Below are 23,392 nucleotides of genomic sequence, written 5' to 3'. Positions count from 1 at the left end.
TTTTCAAGCTTCCCGCTCATGCAGATTTCTCCTCTGAATCCAAGCAAAACGACCGAAACCGGTTTCGGCAAGTGAAAAAAGAAACCGGTTTCGGTGATCTCTGTGGTTCCCGCTTAAGCCATGGAAAATCCTGATTCTTTCGGAAACGAATCAGATGCGGGAAAACAGCGATACAAACGCAAAAAAGGCGGCCATCCGGCCGCCCTTTGCACCAGTCCTTCAACAGGATTACTGGAAATTCTTATCGTCTTCCGTTCCGAAAACCGGACCGATCAGCTTGCCATTGGCAATGACGATAATGGTCACAATCATTGTCGGAACCATAACAAGTGCAACATGGTAAACGCCCTGGATCCCGAAGAAGTAACCGGCCAGAACGTAGACAAACAAAACGTTCAGAAAGAAGAAGGTGTGCGCACCGGAATTCGGATCGCGCAGTTCACGAATGATCCACCCCACAATCGGGATGAACAGCAGAATGCGCATAAGAAGGGAATCCCCGGAAGTCACAGGTCCGGCAACAACAGGCGCAACAGCGCTCTGCTCGGCAACAAAATTCGTCATGATATTCTCTCTCAAATCACACTGAAGTTAAGCCGTTTGCCCCTGACTGTTACATCAGGCGACTCTTTTCATTTTGTTCAATTGCTGCGCAAACTAGACAGAAGTCTTCGAAAGCGCAAGACAAGTCTTTACAGTGTTATATGGCTGAAAATCCGACAAATTTCATCGGTTTTTGTGCAGGTGAGACAATTGGGCGCAAACAGCCCTGCTCACGCTCCGGGCGGATGCCCGGGGGCCTGTTCAGCCCCGTCACAGATTTCATACCATGACGGCTTTTCTGCAACGAACTCGTGGAAGCTGTTTCGCACAACCAGTTCATCATCCAGTGCATGGGCCGCAATCGGGAAGCTGTCTTCGCTTGAAAGGATTTCCCCGAGTGATGTTCCGCAGTTCTTACAAAAACACCGGCCATACCTGTAGGGCGGAGCCGGCTGGTAAAGTGCAACCTGCTCCCTGCCCTCGATCCATTCCAGATCGCCCTTTTTGACAAAGACAATAGTGCTCGCCCCGGCCTTGCGACAACGGCTGCAATGGCACGTTCCCATCATCGAGGGTTCGGCCAGAAGCCTGAACCTGACAGCGCCACAATAACAGCTTCCCCTGATCATGATATTCCTCCTCTGTATATCTTCAACAACAAAAAAGAACATAACATGAACATCCTGTTTTCAACAGTACTATTGCAAACAGGGCAAAAGGCACACCCAATCCCCCGGGCATTCGGTCCCTCATATCAGGAATAGAGTTCAAAAGCCCTTTTGATCACACCGATCCCGTAAGTGATTTCATCTTCGGTATAGCCCGCAAACCCCAGACCAATCCCCCTCAACCGATCAGCATCGGTGTGATAGTAATACCCCAGGGGACTGAAATAGAGCCCGTGATCAATACAGGAAGCCCTCAGCTTCTCTTCATCAATGGACTGATCCCTGAAAATGGCAGCGATATGGAAACCGGCATTGTAGCGGTCAAAGCTCAGATAGTCGGAAAGCTCGCTCCTTAAAAGCCGGGCGAGCAGATCCTGCCTGTCCGAATAGATCTTCCGCATCTTGCGCATGTGTTTTGCGAAATTGCCTGTTGCAATAAACCGGGCCAGAACCTGCTGATCAAGATGGGACACGGACCGGTTCATGGAATCCATGGCCTGGGCTATAATCGGAGCCAGCGCCTTTGGCAGGATCATAAATCCCATTCTCAGGGCCGGGATCAGGGTTTTGGAAAAGGTGCCCAGATAGATCACGCGCGACCGCTGATCGAGCGCAAAGAGCGGGGCCAATGGGCTCCCCCGATATCCGAACTCGCTTGAATAGTCATCCTCGACAATGAAACCGTCCTGTTCATCCGCCCAGTTCAGAATTTGCATGCGCCGCGCCAGACTCATCGGCATGCAAAGCGGGTGCTGCTTCGAGGGCGTGATCAGCGCCAGACGGCCAGCCCTGTTCCCAAGGGCACTGATGTTCATGCCCTGACCATCCACCGGCACCGGAACAATATCCAGCCCCTGTGCAAGCAGGGGAGGACGGGCAATCCGCGGCCCCGGATTCTCGACAAGGATGCGATCCCCCGGCGAGGTCAGAACCTGTGCAAGCAGATTGAGACCCTGCTGCACCCCCGATGTCACAACAATCTGTTCCGGCTCGCAATCAATCCCGCGGGCAGAGCGGATATGACGCGCGATCTCGCAACGAAGACTATAGTTTCCAGCAGGCTCTGTGTATCCGGCCTGTTCGGGCTCCAGTCCCTCCAGCAGCTCCGAATAGTACTGGAGCCAGAGCTTTCGCGGAAAAAGCCGGTAATCCGGTGAAGACATATTGAAGATGTTGCGACCGATGTAGAGTTCCTGCTTCGGCGTCTCCAGAATGCGCTTCCCGCGCGGAGAGTAGTGCCGGAGCATTTCCTCATCTGTTGTCGCCTGGATATCCTCGCGTTGCTGGAATTCCGTCAGCTCTGTCTGGATCGCATCACTGACGTAAGTTCCGGAGCGGTTCCGCGTCTCCAGAAAACCTTCCGAGAGCAGGAGATCAATCGCATGATTCACCGTCGAACGGGAGATATTCAGCTCCTTTGAAATCTCCCGCGTTGCCGGCAACTTGTCCCCGATCTGGAGCGTTCCGCCCAGTATCATGGCCGATATGGCATTATAAAGCTGGAGATAAAGGGATGTGGAGGCATTGTGATCCAGCACAATGCCGCTCAGGGGCACACCAGAAGACTGACGAGGCACAGTGTTCCTACCTTCCTGTTCATCAACACAAGCGAAGAAACCCTTATCCCAAGTCTGTGTGTCTTTTTTATTTCAGAGTTTCATTCCGGCAACAGGCATTCATTGATATTCTGGCATGGTCAATTGAGCCAAACAACAAAAAGCGTGTTTTTTTCCCACAAAAAAACAGAAACAGCAAAGATTTAACAGAATCTTCAAGAAAATATTTTTATAAAAATATCAATATGTTAACCTTGCATAATACAAACTGTTTCACTTCGATGAATTCTGGACTGCATGAATCCTTTCGTTCTGACCCTTTCACAAAAGAGTGACTGTCTTAGGATCAATAGCGGACAAGGACATTCACTCCGTTTTCAGGCTGTGAAATGTGCTTTGCTGACTGTTCTGCATCTGCAGTCTGCAAAACCTGACATCTGGGGTTCTGACGAATGAAGCAACAACGCGTTTTGATGATCGTGGCCGATCAATGGAGAGGAGACACACTGGGGTGCACTGGACATCCCGTGGTCAGGACTCCCAACATTGATGCGCTTGCAAAGGACGGCGTTGTCTTCCCGAAACACTACACCTGCTCTGTGCCCTGTGGTCCGTCACGCGCAACATTCCTGACAGGAATGTACCCCCAGAACCATCGCATGATCACAAACGGCACCCCGCTCAATCGCGATTTCACCAACATGGCACTGGAACTGCGAAAGGGCGGATTTGACCCCGTTATGTTCGGCTACACGGACATCACGCCGGACCCGCGCGATCGCGCTCCGCAGGACCCCGCGCTGAAAAGCTACGAAGGTGTTCTGCCGGGTTTTACAGTTGGGGCCGGACTGATTGAGGACAACAAGCCCTGGCTGTCCGATCTGAAGCGCAAGGGATACCATGTTCGCAAGTCCGGCTATGACATCTACAGGCCGGATCGCTCTGTTCCCGAAAAGGGCCTGACCTCCCAGCCTGCCGTCTTCAGGGCCGAGGACAGTGACACAGCCTGGCTGACAGATCGCGTGATTGATCATCTGGCCATGACGGAAGGCGAACCCTTCTTCGTTCAGGCCAACTTCATCAAACCGCATCCTCCCTTCATTGCGCCTGCCCCCTACAACGATCTCTACAGAGGCTCCAACGCCATCCCCTCAAGAACCCGCGCCGAAAATCCGGAAGCCGAGGCGGAATCACATCCCTTCATGGAATACAGTCTGGGCATCCAGAAGCTGTCCGGTTTCATCAAGGGCGTTGCCGAGGAAGAGGGAGATCGGCCGGATCAGTCCGTCGCCAGCCTGAGTGACGAGGACATCGGCAACATCCGCGCCACCTATTACGGCCTGATGACCGAAGTCGACAATCAGATCGGTCGCCTGATCCGGCATCTGAAGGATAACGACCTGTACGATGACACCATGATCATCTTCACCTCCGACCACGGAGAGCAGATGGGTGATCACCACATGCTGGGCAAGGCATCCTACTTCGAGGCGTCCTATCACATTCCCCTGATTATCAAGGGCCCGAAAGGAAGCGTCTGCGGACAGACCATTGATCGTTTTACAGAGTCCATTGACCTGCTCCCGACCATACTCGAGGCCAATGGCCTTTCTGTTCCCCATCAATGTGACGGTCACTCGCTCCTGCCCTTCCTGCAGGGCCGGGAGCCGGAGACATGGCGCAGCTTTGTCTGCCACCACTATGATTTCAGAAACGTTGCAACCCGATCAGCAGAAGAGCACTTCGGCCTGCACTCCGATAGCTGCAATCTGTCCATCATTCGGGATGACAACCACAAACTCGTTCACTTTTCGGCTCTGCCGCCCCTTCTTTTTGATGTGAAGGCAGATCCCGGTGAACTCAAGAATCTGGCTGGCGAGCCAGATTATGCTCCGGTTTTGCTGGACTATACACGCAGGCTTCTGAGCTGGCGCATGCAGAACGAATATGGAGCTCTGGATTTGATGGCAGCGACACAGGATGGCCTGTGCGTTGCAAATCGATAAGGTGTAAGACCCAGAAAATATAAAAAGAGCAAAAGCTCATTTTTCAGGACTATCTCTGACAGCATAAGGAGGCTGTTGACATGAAAACCAAACTGACCCTGATTGCAGGTGCATCCGCACTTGCGATGACAATGGGCTTTTCGCCTGCTGCCCATGCAGCAAGCTGCCCGACCGTTAACGACCCGATGGGTGTTGATACCGCCTTTCCCCAGCAGCTGGATCTGACAGATTACAAAGCGCTGGAAATCAAGGGCAATCCTCTGTTTGACGGCGAGAACCTGCCGGCAGCAGCCGATCGTATCCCTGCTGAAGCGCTGGTCGTCCTGCCATACGATGATTGCGGCCAGTACGGCGGAACCCTGCGCGGTCTGTCCAACGCAACGGAAGCCGGCACATCCGACCTGCTCTCCGTGCGCCACGTCAACCTTGTCCGCTATTCCGATGACCTTCAGACAATTGTTCCAAACATTGCGAAGTCCTGGGAATACAACGACGACTTTACAAAGCTGACCTTCAAACTGCGTGAAGGCCACAAGTGGTCTGACGGCGAGCCTTTCACATCCGCAGATGTTGCCTTCTGGTACAACGACCTGATACTGAACAAGAACATCTTCCCGGAAACTCCATCCGCATGGCTGTTCGACGGCAAGCCGATGAAGGTTGAAACACCGGATGCGACAACTGTTGTCTTCAACTTCCCGGTTCCTGCACCAAGCCTGACGGTCAAGCTGGCCTCCACCTTTGCGCAGCCGTTCCAGCCCAAACACTTCTTCGAGAAGATGCACGCAACCTACAATCCGGACGCCGACAAGCTGGCCACGGAAAAAGGCTTCGAGAACTGGGCCGCAATGGTCAACAACTACTACGGTGCCTCCGACTGGAAAGACGTCCCGTCCCCGCTGCTGAAAGGCACAGACACCGTTGTTGTTCCGACACTGGAATCCCACATCCTGATCGAGGAAACGTCCGAGGGGCGCAAGCTCAAGGCAAACCCCTACTTCTTCCAGGTTGATACAGCCGGCAACCAACTGCCCTACATTGACTTCATCGATGAGCGCTATGTTCCGGACAAGGAAGTCCGCAACCTGAAAATCGCAAACGGCGAAGTGGACTACAAGGCACAGGCCCTGTTCCTTGAAGATTTCTCCTACTACAAGGAGAACGAAGGCAACGGCAACTACACCGTAGAGCTTTCCCCGGGTCTGGGTACAGGCAGCTACTACTCCTTCAACACCACAATTGAAGACGAGAACAAGCGTGAGTTCTTCGCAAATCCGAAGTTCTCCGAAGCCATGTCCATTGCGCTGAACCGCGAAGAGATCAACGAACTGGTCTATCTGGCTCAGGGTGAGCCGATGATGAGCTCCCTGTTCGAACCTCTGACAGCAGACTTCATCGATGAGGACCTCAGCCGTTTTGCAATCGATTACGATCCGGAAAAAGCCAAGGCCATTCTGGACGAGCTAGATCTGGTTGACCGGAACGGCGACGGCCTGCGCGATCTGAAAAACGGTGACACCCTGATCGTTCGCGTGATCTACTCCAACCAGGGTGCTCCGGTGCGCATGCACGAACTGGCTGCCGGTTACTGGGGTGACATTGGCGTTCGCGTTGATCTGAAGGAGGTTACTTCTGACGAATACCGTGAACTGGGCAACAACAATGCCCTTGATATCGCCACATGGAACGGTGCCAGCAAGTCCTACACAGCTGTCTTCCAGTCCAGTGAAAACATTGTCCCGCCATTCGGGGACTACTTTGAGCCTGTCACAGGAGTTGGCTGGGCACAGTGGAAACAAAGTGGCGGCACAGAAGGTGTCGAGCCACCTGCCGACATCAAAAAGCTGTGGGACCTGACCGACCAGTTCCTGCAAAAGGCCCCCGGCACTGCGGAAAACGAAGAGCTTGGACAGGAGCTTGCCGCAATCCACAACCGCAACTTCATCCGTATGGGCGTAATCGGCAACGTTTCTGCTCCGGTGATCAAACACAACCGCGTCAAGAACATCCCGCTGTTCTCTGCCGCGACGTATGATTACTACCGCACTTACCCGTTCCGTCCATCTCAGTGGTACATTGAAAACTGATCCGTTTTCATAAAATCATCTGACAGGGCCATGCCGGGAATCAATCTGGGTTCCCGGCATGCCATTGCACAAGCAGGGCAGGTTAAAAAAACTACAAAAAACTGCGAGGAGAGAGCAGTGCTGTCATTTCTGGTTCATCGCATCGGCGGAATGATCCTGACGATGCTGGCTGTTTCTGTTATGGTTTTCGCCATCATGGAACTGCCACCCGGTGACTATGCGGAACGCTACATGTTTCGCAAGGCTTCCGGTTCGGGCATAGCCATTACTGAAGCTGACATCCAGAACGTTCGTGTCAAGTTCGGGCTGGACAGACCCGCACCGGAACGTTACTTCAACTGGATCACAAATATCGTGACCGATTTCGACTTCGGTCAGGCTTTTGCCTATGAAACCACCGTTAACAAGGTGATCGGCGACAGGCTGTGGCTGACACTGGCCATTCTCTACTCCACCCTGATCCTGACCTATATACTGGCCATCCCCATAGCCATATACGCCGCAGTCCGGCGACACTCTCTCCCTGATTATTCCCTGACTGTGTTTTCCTATCTCGGGCTGGCCCTGCCAAACTTCCTGCTGGCCCTGATCATGCTCTACATTTCCGTGACCATTTTTGACACCTCGGTCGGCGGTCTCTTTTCCGAGGAATATGTCGGGCAGCCCTGGAGCTGGGGCAAATTCACGGACCTGCTGGCACACCTGATTGTTCCGGCCATTGTACTGGCCTGGTCTGCAACAGCGCTTCAGTTGCAGACTGTCCGCTCGACAATGCTGGATGAGCTGAACAAGCTCTCGGTCACAGCTGCACGCGCACGCGGTGTTCCGGAAAAACGGCTGCTTCTCAAGTACCCGGCCCGTCTGGCAATCAATCCGGTCATCTCCACCATCGGCTTTGATGTGAACCGTATTTTCTCCGAGCTCCCGATCGTCGCCCTTGTTCTCAGCCTGCCTGAACTGGGCGAGCTTCTGATCAAGTCCTATCTTGACCTCGATATGAATGTCGCAGGCGCAATCCTGCTGATGCTGACCTTCTTTATCGTCGTTATGAACTTCGTATCTGACCTGCTTCTGGCTCTGGTCGATCCTCGCATCAAGCTGCAGGGAGGTTAAGATGAGCACAAGCGAAATGACGAACGAAACCAGGAAACAACAGGATGCTGTGAAATACTACACGGCCTCCCAGTGGCAACTGATCTGGTGGCGTTTCCGACGCCACAAGGCCGCCATGGTAGGAGCCATTGTTCTGCTCACCATGATCATCACCGGCGTCTTTGCAGAGTTCTTTGCCCCCTATGGCCCGACCACACGCGACAGCAAGCAGGTCTATTCCGCTCCGCAAATTCCGCAGTTCTGGGATCACAACGGCTTCTCCCTGCGGCCCTTTGTTCACGGCGTCACCACAAAGCGTGATCCGGTGACACTGCGCCTGATTGCCAAACCTGATCCGGAGACACGTATCTACCTCGAGTTTTTTGCCCACACCGGCGAAGACTACGATTTCTTCGGACTGTTCAAATCGGATCTGCGCCTCTTCGCGCTGGATGATCCCAAGGCAAAGATCCACCTCTTTGGTACCGATGATCTGGGACGGGATGTCTTCTCCCGGGTTCTCTATGCGTCAAGAACATCCCTGTCTGTCGGCTTCATCGGCGTGATGCTTTCCTTTGTGCTGGCGCTCGTGATTGGCGGCATTGCGGGTTACTACGGCGGCTGGACGGACTACACCATCCAGCGGGGTACAGAAATCATCCGGGTGATCCCCATCATCCCGCTTTACATGGGGATTTCGGCAGCCTTCCCGCCCGAGTGGACAAACATTCAGGTCTACTTTGCCATGACCATCATCTTCGGTTTTCTGGGCTGGCCGACCCTGGCACGACGCATCCGGGGGCACCTGCTGTCCCAGCGCCATGAAGATTATGTGCTGGCAGCAGAACTGTCCGGAGCTTCGCCCTACCGTGTGATCTCCAAACACATGCTGCCTTCTTTCACCAGCTACATCATTGTCGATCTCGTGATCTCCTTCCCCTACATCATCCTGAGCGAAACGGCTCTCAGTTTCATTGGCCTGGGCCTGCGTCCGCCGTCCGTGTCCTGGGGCATCCTGCTGCAGGAAGGCCAGAACGTGCGCGCAATCGAACAGGCTCCGTGGCTGTTCATTCCGGCCGCCTTTGTCGTGGTGGCGGTTCTGGCCTTTACCATCCTGGGCGACGGTTTGCGTGATGCTGCCGACCCCTATCAGGTTGCGGACAAATAGGAAGGAAATGATGATGACTGCAGAAACCATTCTGTCGTTTGAAAACCTCGACGTTTCCTTCAAAACCGATGAAGGCATGATCAAGGTTCTCGACGGCGTCTCTTTCAAACTCGAAAAGGGCCGGACCCTCGGTCTGGTCGGAGAGTCCGGTTCCGGCAAGTCGGTCTCGACGCGCTGCGCTGTCCAGCTCAACGCAAGGAACATCAGGATCGGTGCGGGATCACGCATTGTCCTCACCGAGCAGGACGGCACGCAGACCGATGTTCTGAGCCTGAAGCCCAACAGCCGGAAAATCCGCGATATCCGCGGTGGAGAGATCGGCATGATCTTTCAGGAGCCCATGGCGTCCTTTTCCCCGGTTTACACCATTGGCAACCAGATGGTGGAAGCCATACGCCTCCATCGCGATGCCAGCAAGAAACAGGCTCGCGAACTGGCAATAGAGATGCTGCGCAAGGTCGGCATCTCCAGCCCGGAACAGCGGATTGACCAGTACCCTGGGGAACTCTCGGGCGGAATGCGTCAGCGCGCCATGATCGCCCTGGCCCTGTCCACCAACCCGAATGTCCTGATCGCGGATGAACCAACCACGGCACTGGATGTCACAATTCAGGCCCAGGTTCTCGATCTGATGCGCTCACTCCAGCAGGAGCTGGAGATGTCGATCATCTTTATCACCCATGATCTCGGTGTTGTGTCACAGGTTGCCCACGACATTGCCGTTATGTATCTGGGCAAGGTTGTTGAATATGGCAGCACAAAGGAAGTTCTCAAGAACCCTCAGCATCCCTACACACAGGGTTTGCTGAAAGCACTTCCGAACGTGGACCATCTGGAGGACCGGCTCTCCCCTGTCGGCGGAGACATTCCCAGCCCCCTTGAACGCCCCACCGGCTGCCCCTTTCACACGCGTTGCCCGCAAGCAATATCCGGGCTTTGCGCAAGCTCGATGCCGGCACCGACACAGCTTACAGACAAACACGAAGTCAGCTGTCACCTGCTGACCCAACAGGAGGCCGCATCATGAGTCTCGCTGAACAACAGGAGAGCCCGCGCAACGAAAAGCTGATCGAGGTCGAGGATCTCCAGCTTTACTTCCCCATTGGCAAGAAAGGTCTCTTTGGCGGCAGCGAAATGTTCGTCAAGGCCGTCGACAGTGTGTCCTTTGACATCAATCGCGGCGAAACCCTTGGCCTTGTAGGCGAATCAGGATCAGGCAAGACGACGGTTGGTCGTGCGCTTTTGCGGGCCTACAGACCCACAGGGGGTGAAGCCACGTTCCACACTGGCGACGGACCGGTCAACCTGATCACGCTGGAAGGCAAAAACCTGCAGAAATTCCGCAGGCACATGCAGATGATTTTCCAGGACCCCTATGCGTCCCTGAACCCGCGGATGACGGTGCGCGACATCATCGCCGAGCCTCTGGAAGCCAACAACATCGAAGGCCTGAGCAAGGAACAGATCGACGAGCGCGTTCGCGAGACAGCAGCCCTGTGCAAGCTGAACCTCGAACACCTCCGCCGTTTCCCCCATGCCTTCTCCGGAGGGCAGCGCCAGCGGATCTGCATTGCCAGAGCCCTGGTCGGACGCCCGGAATTCGTGGTCTGCGATGAGTCTGTTGCCGCCCTTGATGTCTCCATTCAGGCCGAGATCATCAATCTGCTGCAGGACCTGCAAAAAGAGCTGAACATCACCTTCCTCTTTATTGCACACGACCTGTCTGTGGTGGCTCACATCTCGGACCGCGTTGCCGTGATGTATGTCGGCAAGATTGTCGAGATCGGGCCAACCGAGGAGATTTTCTATCGTCCGCGCCACCCCTACACACGCGCCCTGCTTTCAGCTGTTCCGCGTCCGGATCCCGATGCGGAATTCGAACCCGAACGCCTGACAGGAGAGATCCCGAACCCGGCAAACCTGCCACAGGGGTGCCGCTTCAACACCCGTTGCCCCATGGTCACAGAACGGTGCCGCATGGAAGAGCCGGACCTGCGCAGCTTTGGCGAGGGACACAATGTCGCCTGCCACTATGCAGAACAGATTGTTGAACGCTTCAAGGCCTGAACAGGATACAAAAAGGCAGGGACAGTCCCTGCCTTTTTACTGTCCGGATTTCACAGACTTCAGGACAGGTCAAAATCACCCTTTCGCCCTGACCTTGTCGAGGAAACCGTCAACCTGCCGGGTCAGGTAATTGGACTGCTTTGCCAGTTCGTCGGAGGCTCCCTGTGTGTCCAGTGCGGCCTGTCCGCTTTGCTGGGACGCTTCCTTCACACCAGCGATGTTTTCGGAAACATGCTGAATGTTTTCGGCCTGCGCTGTCATTTTGTTGGCCACTTCAGTCATAACCGATCCAACCTCGCCAATGGCCTCACCCATCGCGTCAATCGCATGGCTGGCGTTGCCACTGGCATCACGGATTGCGTCAATCTGGCGGGCAATGTCCTCGGTCGCTGCCGCTGTTTTCTGCGCAAGGGATTTCACTTCGGTTGCCACCACGGCAAAGCCCTTGCCGGCTTCCCCTGCACGGGCTGCTTCAATGGTGGCATTCAGGGCCAGCAGATTGGTCTGACGGGCGATATCGTGAATGGTTTTGCTGAACGAACCAATCTGCTCTGCGGCCTGTGTCAAGCTCTCCATTGTTCCCTTGGAATGCTCGACGGACCTGGCCGCCCGGCCTGAAACCTCCTCGGCCTGATGGGTTTGACGCTGTATCGCCTCAACAGAAGCCGCAGCCTGTTCCGCAGCCGTCGAGACTGTTTCCGCCTGAACAGAGGTCTCCTCTGCCGAAGCTGCCATGGTCTGGGAGGTTGCCTGCAGTTCGGTCGCCGCAGAGGCCACGCCGTCGACGACAACCTTCACTTCGTTCTCGAAACTCTCTGCATGGCGGTTCATCGTTTCCTGAACCTTGTCGTTGGCCGCATCAATGTAGACTGATATGGCAAGGTCCATATCCAGAAAGACAGCCTTGTTGACGGCCTCCACAAAGCGCCCCGATTCAGCCGGATCGGGATAGTGTTCCAGTATCAGGTTCATCAGTCTGTTGGAAACAAAGCAGTACCCCCCGATATACCAGCGCGGGTTCAGACCGATCCGCGCATGGGCCATACCAATCGCACGGATCGACTTTACATAGTCCTGATCAAACTTTCCGGAAAAGACCCGATCCAGCCAGTGGATCTTCTGACGCTCCCTGGCATGTTTCAAAACAGCAGGGTCCTCGAAAAAGGCCTTCAGCGTCGGCTCGGACAGGACATGCTCGTAAAACAGATCGAGAACCTGATCCAGAGCGGATGCAATCAAAGGATGAAGAGCAACAAGAGCAGCCCTGTCTTCATCCGTAATACGCGTGAACTGTACTCTTCTGTTAACATCGATATTCCGTGTATTTTCCATTCCTGACATCTTGGATAACCCCGGTTTTTAATTTTTATACATAGCCTATTAAACAATGAATTAATGTTAAATGGAATTTATTTATGATTGAAAAATAAAAGAACAGCTACATCAAACCCTTTACCGGAAACAGAATTCCAACAACTTCAGAACAGAACCAAAACCACTTTCAAACCTTTCTGGAATCTGAAATCGCGGCGCTCACGACTTGAACAGACCCTCACCGAAACAGCCCGGGTAACGGCCTTGCCAAAGCGCAGAGGCCCCGGACAGCCCATTGGATATTTCCTCGGGGAAACGATTGTGCTATTGGCAAAGGAATTGTGCATAAACTGCACTGAAACAGTTCAATAAGACAAATACATGGACGTAAAAAACATGGAACGCACTCCCAGCCTGCCAATGGCGTTGCTGCCCATTCTGGCAACACTCGCCTTTCTGATTGTTCAGCTCTTTTACTTTGGTGATTTCACCCCCCACATTCCCATCGTCATGGGCATCACGGTCACAGGAATTGTCGGCTATCTTCACGGTTACAAATGGCAGGACATCCAGGAAGGAATCTTCCACGTTATCTCCGTTGCCCTTCCTTCCGTTTCCATTCTCCTGATCGTCGGCATGGCCGTTGGTGTCTGGATTGCATCCGGCACCGTTCCTTCCATGATCTACTATGGACTGGGCCTGATTGACCCCGCCTTTTTCCTCGCCACAGCCATGCTGCTTTGTGCATTCGTTTCCGTTTCCCTCGGGACCTCCTGGGGAACAGTTGGAACCGTCGGACTGGCACTGATGGGGATTGGCAGCGGATTTGACATTCCCGCCTACTGGACAGCGGGTGCCGTCGTTTCCGGTGCCTTTTTTGGCGACAAGATCTCGCCTCTGTCCGATACAACAAACCTGGCTCCGGCGGTTTCCGGCGTTGATCTTTTCGATCACATCCGCAACCTGCTGCCAACAACCATTCCGGCCATGCTGATTGCCCTTGCAATCTATGTTGTTGCCGGTTTTTCGGTTGCCGGCGAAGGCGCATTGAGTTCCGAAAAGATTGCCGGAATGACCACAGGTCTGGAAGAAAACTTCAACATTTCACCTGTGACACTTCTGCCGCTGCTCCTTGTCATTGTTCTTGCCGTGCGCAAGATGCCTGCCATCCCCTCCCTGTTTGCAGGCGTCGTTCTCGGTGGCCTGATTGCCCTCTTCCAGGGTGTTGGCCTCCACGACATCTGGACCTATGCGCACAGCGGCTACAAGATTGAAACCTCTGTTTCCGAACTCGACAGCCTGCTCAACCGCGGCGGTGTCATGTCCATGACCTGGCTGATCACCCTCGTCCTCTTCGCACTGGGACTGGGCGGCGCACTGGAACGCACCAAATGTCTGCAGGTGATCCTGCAGGTGATTGTCTCCGGCATCCGCAGCTTTGCCGGTCTGCAGATTTTCTCCACCTTCAGTTCCATTCTGACCAATGCTATTTCCGGTGATGTCTATCTGTCCATCACCCTGCCAGGCCGCATGTTCGCCCCGGCATATCGCGGCATTCGCTATTCAACAAAGAACCTCTCCCGCGCACTGGAGGAAGGGGGCACACTGATCTCCCCGCTGATCCCCTGGAACGTCGGGGGCGCCTTTGTCATCTCGGCACTGGGCCTCGGCATTGTTGACGGCACCAATCTGGAAAACCTGTGGTACATCCCGCTCGCCTTTGCCTGCTGGATCTCCCCGCTGCTGGGTATCGTCTACGCGCTGCTGGGCAAGTTCAGCCCGAAAGCCAGCGAAGAGGAAGTCGCCCAGTGGCACGAAAAGGGTGAGGAAATCTTCGAAACGGGTCTGAGCGACCGGAAGTAAACCCTTTCGATCCTGACAGAAAAGGCGCGATCACTTTCCGGGGATTGCGCCTTTTTTCATGGGCTCAGGGCACTTTATCGCTTCACGCCAAAGGTGCTTAACTGCTATCAAATCAGAACGGCACCCCGATGCTCTCAACAAAAGCCCAAAACAGCTTCCAGAACAGGATCCGGCCATGACCTCTACAGATCTTTCATCCAGACTGAACCGCCCCGAACTTCTCTGCTCCAGAGCCTATGTGAACGGCCAGTGGATCGACGCCGGGGATGGTACAACATTCCCCGTGCACAATCCTGCCCGCGGTGATGTTCTGGTTGATGTGGCCGATCTGGGAGTCGAGGAAACACGCAACGCCATCGAGGCGGCCCGTCTGGCCCAAAAGGACTGGGCTGCCAGAACTGGCAAGGAACGCTCTGCCGTTTTGCGCCGCTGGCATGATCTGATGGTCGCAAACGCCGATGATCTCGGCACAATCCTGACTGCGGAGATGGGCAAACCTTTTGCAGAAGCCAGAGGCGAGATCCTTTACGGCGCCAGCTTCATCGAATGGTTTGCCGAAGAAGCCAAACGCGTTTACGGGGAGACCATTCCCGGGCATCAGGCCGACAAGCGCATCACTGTGATCAGGCAGCCCATCGGTGTCGTGGCCTCGATCACACCATGGAATTTCCCCAATGCCATGATTGCCCGCAAGGTTGCCCCTGCCCTGGCTGTCGGCTGTGCCTTCGTTGCCCGTCCTGCCGAAAACACGCCACTGTCCGCCCTTGCGATGGCTAAGCTGGCAGAGGAAGCGGGTGTTCCCGCAGGGATTTTCAATGTCATCACCTCCTCGAAATCCGCGGCAATCGGGCAGGAGTTCTGCTCCAATCCGACCGTGCGCAAGCTGACCTTTACAGGATCAACCGAAGTCGGTCGCATCCTGATGCGTCAGGGGGCTGACCAGATCATGAAGCTTTCTCTGGAACTGGGCGGCAATGCTCCCTTTATTGTCTTTGACGATGCCGATCTGGACAAGGCTGTCGAGGGCGCAATGATTTCCAAATACCGCAACAACGGGCAAACCTGCGTCTGCGCAAACCGCATCTATGTTCAGGCCGGTGTCTATGATGCCTTTGCTGAAAAACTGGCAAGGGCTATTGCCGAAATGAAACTGGGCGACGGCCTTGAAGAAGGTGTCACAACAGGCCCCCTGATTTCCGAGGAAGCCGTCCACAAGGTCGAGGAACATATCGCGGATGCTGTTTCCAAAGGAGCCAGCGTAAAGCTGGGTGGGAAACGCCATGCCGATCTGGGCGGAACCTTCTTTGAACCGACCGTTCTGACCGGCGTTACCCGCGAAATGATGGTTTCCAGCGATGAAACCTTCGGCCCGGTGGCCCCCCTCTTCAAATTCGAGGACGAAGAGGATGTCATCCGGCAGGCGAACGATACAATCTTCGGTCTGGCCTCCTATTTCTACGCAAACGACCTGTCCCGGGTCTACCGGGTGGCAGAGGCCCTCGAATACGGAATGGTCGGTGTCAACACAGGCCTGATTTCCACCGAGGTCGCCCCCTTCGGTGGCATCAAGCAGTCCGGGCTGGGCCGTGAAGGCTCCCGCCACGGCACCGAGGACTATCTGGAAATGAAATACATCTGCATGAGCCTCTGATTTTTCCCGAAGGGGAAAAACAGTCTTGATCTGAGTCATGGCAGTCCGTCCCTGCGGGGACTAGTCTCCCCGTTATGAAGACGGACACCATACTCAAATATGACCGCGGGGTTCCTCGCTATACGAGCTACCCAACGGCACATCTCTTTCAGGACGGATTGAGCGAGGAGGACCACATTGACTGGCTCGAAAAACTGCCAGCCGACGCTCCTCTTTCTCTCTACATTCACGTTCCTTTCTGTGACAGCCTCTGCTGGTTCTGCGGCTGTCATACTAAGATCACGCAACAGCACAAACCTGTCTCGGACTACCTGAAGGTTCTCCGGCAGGAGATCAGGCTTGTCGGAGGTCATCTGGATGCCCATACAGACAGGCGCCCTGTTCGCCATCTTCACTTCGGTGGCGGCAGCCCCACAATCCTGACAGGGGAAGAGGTCACAGACCTCTTTGAGGATCTTCAGAGATTCTTCACCTTCACAGAGGATGCAGAGCTGGCCCTGGAGATCGATCCGCGGGACCTCCCGCGCGAGCATCTTCAAAGCTGGATCAGGGCAGGCATCAACCGGGCCAGCCTTGGCGTGCAGGACATCAACCCGCTCGTTCAGCGCACCATAAACCGCATTCAGACCATGGAACAGACACGTGACGTTGTGGACACCCTGCGCGATGGCGGCGTGAATGCAATCAACATGGATCTGATCTACGGCCTGCCTCACCAGACTGTCGAAAGTGTGACAGAAACAGTCGACGCCGTTCTGGAAATGGCCCCGGACCGACTCGCCCTTTTCGGTTATGCCCACATGCCGAAGTTCAAGGCCCACCAGCGCCTGATCCCGGAAGAGACCCTTCCGGATTTCTTTGAACGCTTTGCCCAGCAGGATGCCGCAGCAAAACGCCTCACAGATGCCGGCTACATCCAGATCGGGCTGGATCACTTTGCAAAACCTGATGACAGCCTGTCGCTCGCCCTGAAAAACGGCACCCTGCGCAGAAACTTTCAGGGCTACACCAGTGACAGGGCAGAACACCTGATCGGCCTGGGTGCGTCCTCCATCAGCGCGCTTCCCCAGGCCATCATCCAGAACAAGGTTCCCATCAACCTTTACAAATCAGACATTTCCGAAGGCCGGCTCCCCATGGGTAAATTCATTCCTCTTTCAGCAGAAGACCGCCTGAGAGGTGAGGTTATCGAGAAGCTCATGTGCTTCCAGAGTGCCGACCTGAAGGAAATCTGTGCCCGGCATGGCGTTCCGGCCAATCATTTTGATCAGGAGTGTCAGGAACTTCACCCCATGATCGCAGACTCGATTGTGTCTGTGAAAGACGGCGTTGTCGAAATGCAACCCGGCGGGCGGGCTCTGGTCCGGGCCGTCTGCGCTGTCTTTGATGCCTATCACGACACGGTGAAGCGCAGCTACTCAAAGGCTGTCTGAGATGCGAAAGCGGAGCTGACCAGCTCCGCTTTTTTCACTCGGGGCTCCAGGCCGCAATGATACCGATGATCATATCGGCATGGGTGCCATCACTGCTGATCGGACAATCGATGGACTGGAAGCTGAGCGAGGGCTTGTTCACGTAGTTCAGATTGCCATTGTTCACAAAGCAGGCCTTGCGTTCCAGCACGGTATCATAATAGTGAAACAGCTGGTCAACCTCGCCCTGTCGGCGCTCATCCAGATCCGACAGCTTCGTTGTTTTTCCAAAGAGTGCAATCACTTCCTCGCCCTGCAGAATCCACTCGTAATCAGAGGGCCCCTTTCTTTTGAACAGAAAGATGTTGGGCACCAGGCTTTTGAACTGGACAATGTCAAAAGCGGATCGCAAAGGAAGGAAATCACCGCGATTCCCTTGCCACCAGTTGAACAGCTGCCCGAGCCGTTCATCAGCAAATTCCGTGTTATCTGCTGCACAAGCCAATTCAAGACCACGCTCCTCATGGAACGTCGAGTCGAGCTCGTCTGGCATGGAAAGCCCCCCTTTTTAGGTTCTGCTTTTTCTTTTTCTGAAAAGTTTACATACTTTTTAACGAAAATCATCCCCTAAAATCCTCTAAGGTCTTATTTTTTAATATTTTTATTTCACTTTCCCCAAACAACCCCATCCGGTTGCACACTTTTACAGCAAGCGTCACACAGAAATGACACCAATGTGAGTGGTGTTGAGCAGGCCTGCCTTCCATACTTGAAAAAAGACACAAAGGGCGGTGGACGGACCTTGCCCTGTCAACTGTTACAAAGTGTAGACACACTCACATGACCTTTTTAACCGAACAGAAATCCCTGCTGTGGGGCGTGCTCATTGTCGCTCTCTTCACCTGTGGCCTTATTCTGGCAAAGGAAGCCATGGAAATGTTCATGGGGCTCCCCAGCGAGGAGAAGGCCAGGCTGGAACAAAAGCTGGCCGACGGGCAGATTGCCAGAGCCAGTACAACAGAAATCGGCTTTGTCTCACCTGTTGTCGTCGAACTCTTCACTTCACAGGGCTGCAGCTCCTGCCCCCCTGCCGAAGCCCTGCTGAACCAGCTTGCGGAACAGCCCGGTGTGATCGCTCTGGCCCACCATGTTGATTACTGGGACTACATTGGCTGGAAAGACCCCTTCGCCCGCCCGGAGGCCACAGAGCGTCAGCGGGATTACGCCAGCACACTGGATCTGCGCTACATTTACACACCGCAAATGGTCATTGACGGTCAGGAAGAGCTTGTCGGTTCGCGACGTGCACAGGTGCTCAGCGAAGTGCAAAAGGCTGCCAGCACGCCCAATCCGGTTCAACTCCGCATGAAATCCATGACAGGTCCCCTGCCTGTCGGTTCAGACCTGCGCATTGAGCTGAAGCCCCGGGACGAGCAGGTCTCCGTCTCCCAGGCCGTTTTGTGGCTCGCGGTTTATGACCAGAGCCACGAAACCCAGATCAGAAGAGGAGAGAACGCCGGCAAGCTTTCAATCAACAATCATGTTGTGCGTCACTGGCTCCCCGTCACCGTCTGGAACGGTACCGATCCCGAAATCAATTTCACCTTCCCTGAAATCGAAGGCTCGGGGGTTGATCAGGGTTTTGCCCTTATCCTCCAGCAGGGAGAGACAGGCCCGATCCTTGGCGCATCCCTCTGGGAAAACAGCCCGGATGTAACAGCACTCAATCCCTGATTTTTCTCTTTAACGGTAGTGATGCAGAGCGTCAGAAACCGTTCTGTAAAGCTCTTTGCGTTCCTGGTGGGACAGGAAGGTTCCCACAGAGACAGTCATGCCCCCCATTGACAGTTTGAGCCTGGAATCCTCTTCCTGACCGGAAAATTCCCAGCGCGACCAGACCGGCTGAAAAAGCCATTCCCTTGTTTTTCCCCAGTGATCCCGTCTGGAAAAAAGCAGCTGATGATCCCTCAGTGTCAGACGCTCCTGTCTCAGCGCAGAACGGGAACTCGCACGAAAGGCCCACCAGAGCAGCAGGACGTCCACACCAAGAAAACCGACAATAGGCCAGGCTCCAAGGGAAAACAGGATAACACTTCCCGTCAGGGCAACGGCTGAGACAATCAGCAAGACCCTGTTCAGAATCGGATCGGAAAAGCTGCGATGAGGCGTCAGAATCAGATCAAAGCCGGGTTCCTGCGCCACCATAGGCACAGAAGTGATCTGCCTTGTCCTTTCATCACCGCCCTGCTGTGACATTCTCTCTTCCATCCTGTTCCACGGGCACTATAGCACAGTTTACGGAACAAAAGAGCTGTCGGTTCGCTTTCAGGGCCTCACCGGCTGGCTGGTTGCACAGCATTCTTTCGGAGATATTCGGCTGTCAAAAGGGCTTTGAGGCACTCTTCCAGCTTCACTTTTTTAACCGCCCGGTCCCTGGCTTCCAGATAGCTTGAAAGTCCATCATAGAAAACCACATCCAATACGCAGTCCTCTGCATGAAACTGCAACAGCAGTCCCGGGGGTTCGGAGCGCTCCAGAACAGCAGAACCCAAAACGTCGCGAATTTCGGCGGGGTCCAGACCCCTGTAACTCTCGGGCTTCAGATCAAAATCAGGCAGTTCCGGCTGTTCAGGCCTGTCCGTTTCTCTTTCGGCTTCCTGTTTCTCAAGAGTTTCAGGCTCCAGCTGCTCTGTTTCAGCAGCAGGAATATCCGCAACAGGTTTCGTCTGATCCGGGGCAGAGCCACAGGCAGCCAGAACAGCCAGGAGCCCGACAGACAGGCCAGCACGAAACGGAAAGGTCAGGGAACTCAACATGCGCCGAACCCTTCAATCAGCTCTGGCTTTCAGTCAGTTTGCCCTGCTCCCGCCAGCCCTCGTAGCGGTGCAGCATGACTGCCGTCATCCAGAGTGGCGTCAACAGGTTGACCAGCGGGATTGTAAAGAGAAAGGCGCCCAGCATACCGGTGCGGAAAGCCGGACCGCTGAGTTTTGAATGGTTCATTTTCATCTCTCCGTGCCCCATCCGGCGCAGGGCAATCATCTCGAAGTATTCCCGTCCGAAGAGATAGCCATTGATCAGGTAGTAGAGCACGAGACTCAAACCGGGAATAAAAATGGCCATGATATAAAATGGCAGAGCCAGGAGGTTTACAGCCAGTGTCAGCCCCAGAAACTGAAGGGCAGAGATCAGAACCTCCGCCACGGGCTGCTCCCGCCCGGCGGTTCGCACGGGGTAATGCTTGCGCTCCACGGCACTGGCAATGTCCTCAAGGAAGAAGGCCATAACGGCAATCATAACCGCCGGAAACAGGATAAAGCTGACAAAGACCACAAGTGCCACACCTGTCAGGGCATAGATCCAGTCCGGCATCCAGTCCGCCAGCCATGACGGCATGAAGCTCTCGATAAAGCCGCTGTTGTCAGAAAAGACAAAGCCTGTTCCAACCCAGAGGATAACAAAGGTCACAAGCGACAGAAGAAGCGATTTGACAAATACCTTGCGAAAGGCCGGATCCAGTGTCTGTTCGACAGCTTTTACCAGTGCAGAAAACATCCTGTTCAATCCTCTTCGTTCAACCTGAAGCCCCGATATTGGCTCTTGAGACAAAAAACCACATGGATCATGACTCTCTACTGGTCTTTGATTAGGTGTTTCCAAAGCGGATTGCAAGGGCAAGAGGCAACCAATGAACCATCCTTCAAACAAAAAATGCTGAAGAATCTCAAGGTCATGTAAAATATTCACTTTGGCGAAAAAATATCCACATTACAGAGGCGCCTTGATTTTACCCCTTGCTGAACAGACCAAAATACAGGCACATTTACTCACAGAAACGATCCAAACAGGACAGGACAACAGGACTCTCAGAATGGATAAAACTTTCAATCGCCTCCTGCTGGTTCTCGGTTTCGGCCTGATGGTCGCCATTGGCGGCGCAGCAGGCCTTTACCTTTTCAAGAATGACTCACAAGGCACGTCCGGATCGGGGACAGCCCTGATCGGCGGCCCCTTCGAGCTGACCAGTCACGAGGGTCAGCGCATGACACAGGAAGATTTCAAGGGCAAATACATGCTGATCTATTTCGGCTACACCTATTGCCCGGATGTCTGCCCGACCTCGCTTGCCCTGATGTCCCAGGCACTCGACAACCTTGAAAAGACCGATCCGGCGATCGCGGAACAGATCACCCCTGTTTTCATCACAGTTGATCCCGAGCGCGACCAGGTCGAGGAAGTTGCTGCCTATGTCAGCCACTTCTATCCCGGCATGGTGGGCCTGACCGGTTCTCCGGAAGATGTGCGGGCTGCGGCCAAGTCCTACCGCGTTTTCTATCAAAAGGCGGAAAGCTCTGAAGCCAGTGACTATCTGGTTGATCACTCCTCCATCACCTATCTGATGGGGCCGGATGGAACCTATGTGCAGCATTTTGCCCATGGCACACAAGCCGATGCGATCGCCAGCAAAATCCGCGAACTGCTGGGATAAAGCTGACCGGCACAACAAAGAAAAGGAGGCCCGGGGCCTCCTTTTTCATGACAGCGTGACAGCCCCGAGCGGATCGGGAGACGTCATTTTCTTCAGCTCTTCAGACATCTGTTTCAGCTTTTGCGGTGTGTAGCGATCATAGAAGGCCTGATTGCTGCGCCCGACGGCATGCTCGGCTGAAAAGCTGCCGTTGAAGCGTTCAACAACCTGCACGATAACCCAGGCGCGGAGCCTTTCGACAAAGGAACTGTCCCTGTAACCCTGATGGTCCTGCGGAATGACAAGATTAAAATGCAATCCGCCGTCGCCGATATGGCCGAAGTCACAAATCCGGACACCCGGGAATTCCCGGGGCAGCTCTTCTGCCATTGCAGAACGGAACGTCATGAGTTCCCTGCGCGTAAAGGAAACATCGAAGGGAACGATTTGCCCCGCGTGCTTGACCCCTTCTGACAGGGCATGACGCAGCGACCACATGTCGTGAACAGAGCCAACCAGTGCATCGACAAGAGGTTCACTCTCAAACGACCAGATATCTCCCAGCACGGTTTCCAGGCGTCCGGAAAGAGGTTGCTCCCCTTCCATTGTTTCCCAGCTCTGACTGAGCTCAACCAGCAGGGCCATCTCCGGAACATCCCCGCCAGCAAAGGGATTGCGCAGGGAAGGTACATGATCATAGGCACAGAGCATGGCCTCTCTGGACATGCCCTCGAAAGCGGTCAAGAGCGGACCACAGCGACTTTCCAGCGCTAGCAGGATTTCAGAAACCGCCTTGTCGTCCCTTGGAACAATCAGAGCAGCCGCCTGATCCCTTGCCAGCGGTTCGACATTCAGAACAGCCCGGGTGATGACACCGAAAGCCCCACCCGTTCCGATAAAAAGCTGCTTCCAGTCCACTCCGGTGTTGTCCTTGCGCAGGCCTTTCATGAAGTTCAGCTGCGTGCCCTGCTCATCATAGAGAACGACCTCAAGCCCCAGAGTGTTCTGGCGCACATCCCCGTAACGAAGGAAACGGGCTCCGCCGGTATTGGTGGCCAGCATTCCACCCACAGCCGGATCGGCCCCCAGATCAATCGGGAAGGAAAATCCCAGCGGCTCAAGACAGGCATTCAGTTCCGACAGACGGACACCTGCGCCAACTGTCACCGAACGATTGTCCGGATCAAAAGCGATCTCTCCCTTGAGATGGTCAAGGCTCAGAACCCCCTGCACACCGGACTGATCCGGCACGGAAGCTCCCACCAGCCCGGTGTTTCCGGACTGCGGGATCAGCGTTACAGCAGCTTCGTGACACAGGGCAATGGCCCGGGACAGCTGCTGCGATGTTTCCGGCCTGAGAACAAAAGCAGCCTTTCCCTGTCCATAACGCACACAGGTTTCATAGGCGGCAAGATCGTGATCTTCGGGAAGAAGAAAGCCTTTCGGTCCCAGAAGCGCCGACAGGCTCTCGCGTTGTTGAGCGTTCAGCATCCGTTC

The 23,392-nt window shown here is 54.6% G+C and carries 20 protein-coding genes; 11 read left to right on the top strand and 9 right to left on the bottom strand.

The features are described 5' to 3' along the window. Window positions 1-228: 228 nt before the first annotated feature. The 3 genes from AAAH10_RS11095 to pdxR all read right to left on the bottom strand — a co-directional run bounded on the left by AAAH10_RS11095 (window position 229) and on the right by pdxR (window position 2,788). Complete coding sequence (locus AAAH10_RS11095; RefSeq protein WP_343563506.1) at window positions 229-564, bottom strand: hypothetical protein; 336 nt, start codon at window positions 562-564, stop codon at window positions 229-231. A gap of 209 nt (window positions 565-773) precedes the next feature. Further along, window positions 774-1,172, bottom strand: a complete 399-nt coding sequence (locus AAAH10_RS11090) for a GFA family protein (protein WP_343563504.1) — start codon at window positions 1,170-1,172, stop codon at window positions 774-776. 125 nt (window positions 1,173-1,297) lie between these two features. Continuing rightward, window positions 1,298-2,788, bottom strand: coding sequence for a MocR-like pyridoxine biosynthesis transcription factor PdxR (gene pdxR, locus AAAH10_RS11085; protein WP_343563503.1), 1,491 nt, complete (start codon window positions 2,786-2,788; stop codon window positions 1,298-1,300). 431 nt (window positions 2,789-3,219) lie between these two features. Here pdxR and AAAH10_RS11080 point away from each other — a divergent pair, with 431 nt between their 5' ends. The 6 genes from AAAH10_RS11080 to AAAH10_RS11055 all read left to right on the top strand — a co-directional run bounded on the left by AAAH10_RS11080 (window position 3,220) and on the right by AAAH10_RS11055 (window position 11,187). Next, window positions 3,220-4,773, top strand: a complete 1,554-nt coding sequence (locus AAAH10_RS11080) for an alkaline phosphatase family protein (RefSeq protein ID WP_343563501.1) — start codon at window positions 3,220-3,222, stop codon at window positions 4,771-4,773. 80 nt (window positions 4,774-4,853) lie between these two features. Then, on the top strand, window positions 4,854-6,860 hold the full coding sequence (locus AAAH10_RS11075) for an ABC transporter substrate-binding protein (protein WP_343563499.1): 2,007 nt from the start codon (window positions 4,854-4,856) through the stop codon (window positions 6,858-6,860). A 117-nt stretch (window positions 6,861-6,977) separates the two neighbouring features. Next, window positions 6,978-7,973 (top strand): ABC transporter permease, encoded by a 996-nt coding sequence (locus AAAH10_RS11070; RefSeq protein WP_343563497.1) that lies wholly within the window; start codon window positions 6,978-6,980, stop codon window positions 7,971-7,973. A gap of 1 nt (window position 7,974) precedes the next feature. Then, window positions 7,975-9,120 (top strand): ABC transporter permease, encoded by a 1,146-nt coding sequence (locus AAAH10_RS11065; RefSeq protein WP_343563495.1) that lies wholly within the window; start codon window positions 7,975-7,977, stop codon window positions 9,118-9,120. Between the two features lie 13 nt (window positions 9,121-9,133). Next, window positions 9,134-10,147: an ABC transporter ATP-binding protein gene (locus AAAH10_RS11060; RefSeq protein WP_343563494.1), complete on the top strand. Its 1,014-nt coding sequence runs from the start codon at window positions 9,134-9,136 to the stop codon at window positions 10,145-10,147. Beyond that, the gene (locus AAAH10_RS11055; RefSeq protein ID WP_343563493.1) at window positions 10,144-11,187 is read left to right on the top strand and encodes an ABC transporter ATP-binding protein; all 1,044 of its coding nucleotides are present in this window, start codon (window positions 10,144-10,146) and stop codon (window positions 11,185-11,187) included. Before AAAH10_RS11060 ends, AAAH10_RS11055 begins: the two co-directional genes overlap by 4 nt. Before the next feature lie 75 nt (window positions 11,188-11,262). Here AAAH10_RS11055 and AAAH10_RS11050 read toward each other — a convergent pair whose 3' ends face one another. Further along, window positions 11,263-12,519: a protoglobin domain-containing protein gene (locus AAAH10_RS11050; RefSeq protein WP_343563491.1), complete on the bottom strand. Its 1,257-nt coding sequence runs from the start codon at window positions 12,517-12,519 to the stop codon at window positions 11,263-11,265. Window positions 12,520-12,897: 378 nt separating this feature from the next. Between AAAH10_RS11050 and nhaC the strand changes: the two genes are divergently transcribed. The 3 genes from nhaC (at window position 12,898) to hemN (ending at window position 17,448) form a co-directional block, all read left to right on the top strand. Then, window positions 12,898-14,364: a Na+/H+ antiporter NhaC gene (nhaC, locus tag AAAH10_RS11045; protein ID WP_343563488.1), complete on the top strand. Its 1,467-nt coding sequence runs from the start codon at window positions 12,898-12,900 to the stop codon at window positions 14,362-14,364. A 175-nt stretch (window positions 14,365-14,539) separates the two neighbouring features. After that, a complete protein-coding gene (locus tag AAAH10_RS11040) occupies window positions 14,540-16,015 on the top strand; it encodes an NAD-dependent succinate-semialdehyde dehydrogenase (RefSeq protein WP_343563486.1) in 1,476 nt (491 codons plus the stop codon). Between the two features lie 74 nt (window positions 16,016-16,089). Further along, window positions 16,090-17,448 (top strand): oxygen-independent coproporphyrinogen III oxidase, encoded by a 1,359-nt coding sequence (gene hemN, locus AAAH10_RS11035; protein WP_343563484.1) that lies wholly within the window; start codon window positions 16,090-16,092, stop codon window positions 17,446-17,448. 34 nt (window positions 17,449-17,482) lie between these two features. Here hemN and AAAH10_RS11030 read toward each other — a convergent pair whose 3' ends face one another. Further along, window positions 17,483-17,980, bottom strand: a complete 498-nt coding sequence (locus AAAH10_RS11030; protein ID WP_343563482.1) for a PAS domain-containing protein — start codon at window positions 17,978-17,980, stop codon at window positions 17,483-17,485. Window positions 17,981-18,267: 287 nt separating this feature from the next. On the opposite strand from AAAH10_RS11030, the gene AAAH10_RS11025 reads away from it, so the two are divergent. After that, entirely contained in the window at window positions 18,268-19,161 is an 894-nt protein-coding gene (locus AAAH10_RS11025) for a DUF1223 domain-containing protein (RefSeq protein WP_343563480.1), read from the top strand. Between the two features lie 9 nt (window positions 19,162-19,170). Here the strand turns inward: AAAH10_RS11025 and AAAH10_RS11020 are convergent, their stop codons facing one another. The 3 genes from AAAH10_RS11020 to AAAH10_RS11010 all read right to left on the bottom strand — a co-directional run bounded on the left by AAAH10_RS11020 (window position 19,171) and on the right by AAAH10_RS11010 (window position 20,982). Next, entirely contained in the window at window positions 19,171-19,683 is a 513-nt protein-coding gene (locus tag AAAH10_RS11020) for a DUF2244 domain-containing protein (protein WP_343563478.1), read from the bottom strand. A 77-nt stretch (window positions 19,684-19,760) separates the two neighbouring features. After that, the gene (locus AAAH10_RS11015) at window positions 19,761-20,243 is read right to left on the bottom strand and encodes a hypothetical protein (protein ID WP_343563476.1); all 483 of its coding nucleotides are present in this window, start codon (window positions 20,241-20,243) and stop codon (window positions 19,761-19,763) included. Between the two features lie 16 nt (window positions 20,244-20,259). Beyond that, window positions 20,260-20,982 carry an EI24 domain-containing protein gene (locus AAAH10_RS11010; protein ID WP_343563474.1) on the bottom strand — a complete coding sequence of 241 codons (723 nt, stop codon included), beginning with the start codon at window positions 20,980-20,982 and terminating at the stop codon, window positions 20,260-20,262. 316 nt (window positions 20,983-21,298) lie between these two features. On the opposite strand from AAAH10_RS11010, the gene AAAH10_RS11005 reads away from it, so the two are divergent. Next, on the top strand, window positions 21,299-21,916 hold the full coding sequence (locus AAAH10_RS11005) for an SCO family protein (protein ID WP_343563471.1): 618 nt from the start codon (window positions 21,299-21,301) through the stop codon (window positions 21,914-21,916). A gap of 45 nt (window positions 21,917-21,961) precedes the next feature. Here the strand turns inward: AAAH10_RS11005 and AAAH10_RS11000 are convergent, their stop codons facing one another. Next, the gene (locus tag AAAH10_RS11000; RefSeq protein WP_343563469.1) at window positions 21,962-23,386 is read right to left on the bottom strand and encodes an FAD-binding oxidoreductase; all 1,425 of its coding nucleotides are present in this window, start codon (window positions 23,384-23,386) and stop codon (window positions 21,962-21,964) included. Window positions 23,387-23,392: the final 6 nt, after the last annotated feature.

The sequence above is a fragment of the Carbonatibacter coralli genome, assembly GCF_039592655.1.
Lineage (GTDB): Bacteria > Pseudomonadota > Alphaproteobacteria > Kiloniellales > Kiloniellaceae > Carbonatibacter > Carbonatibacter coralli.
The sequence above is the reverse complement of the archived record's forward strand: the minus strand, read 5'-3'. Positions and strand labels throughout refer to the sequence as shown.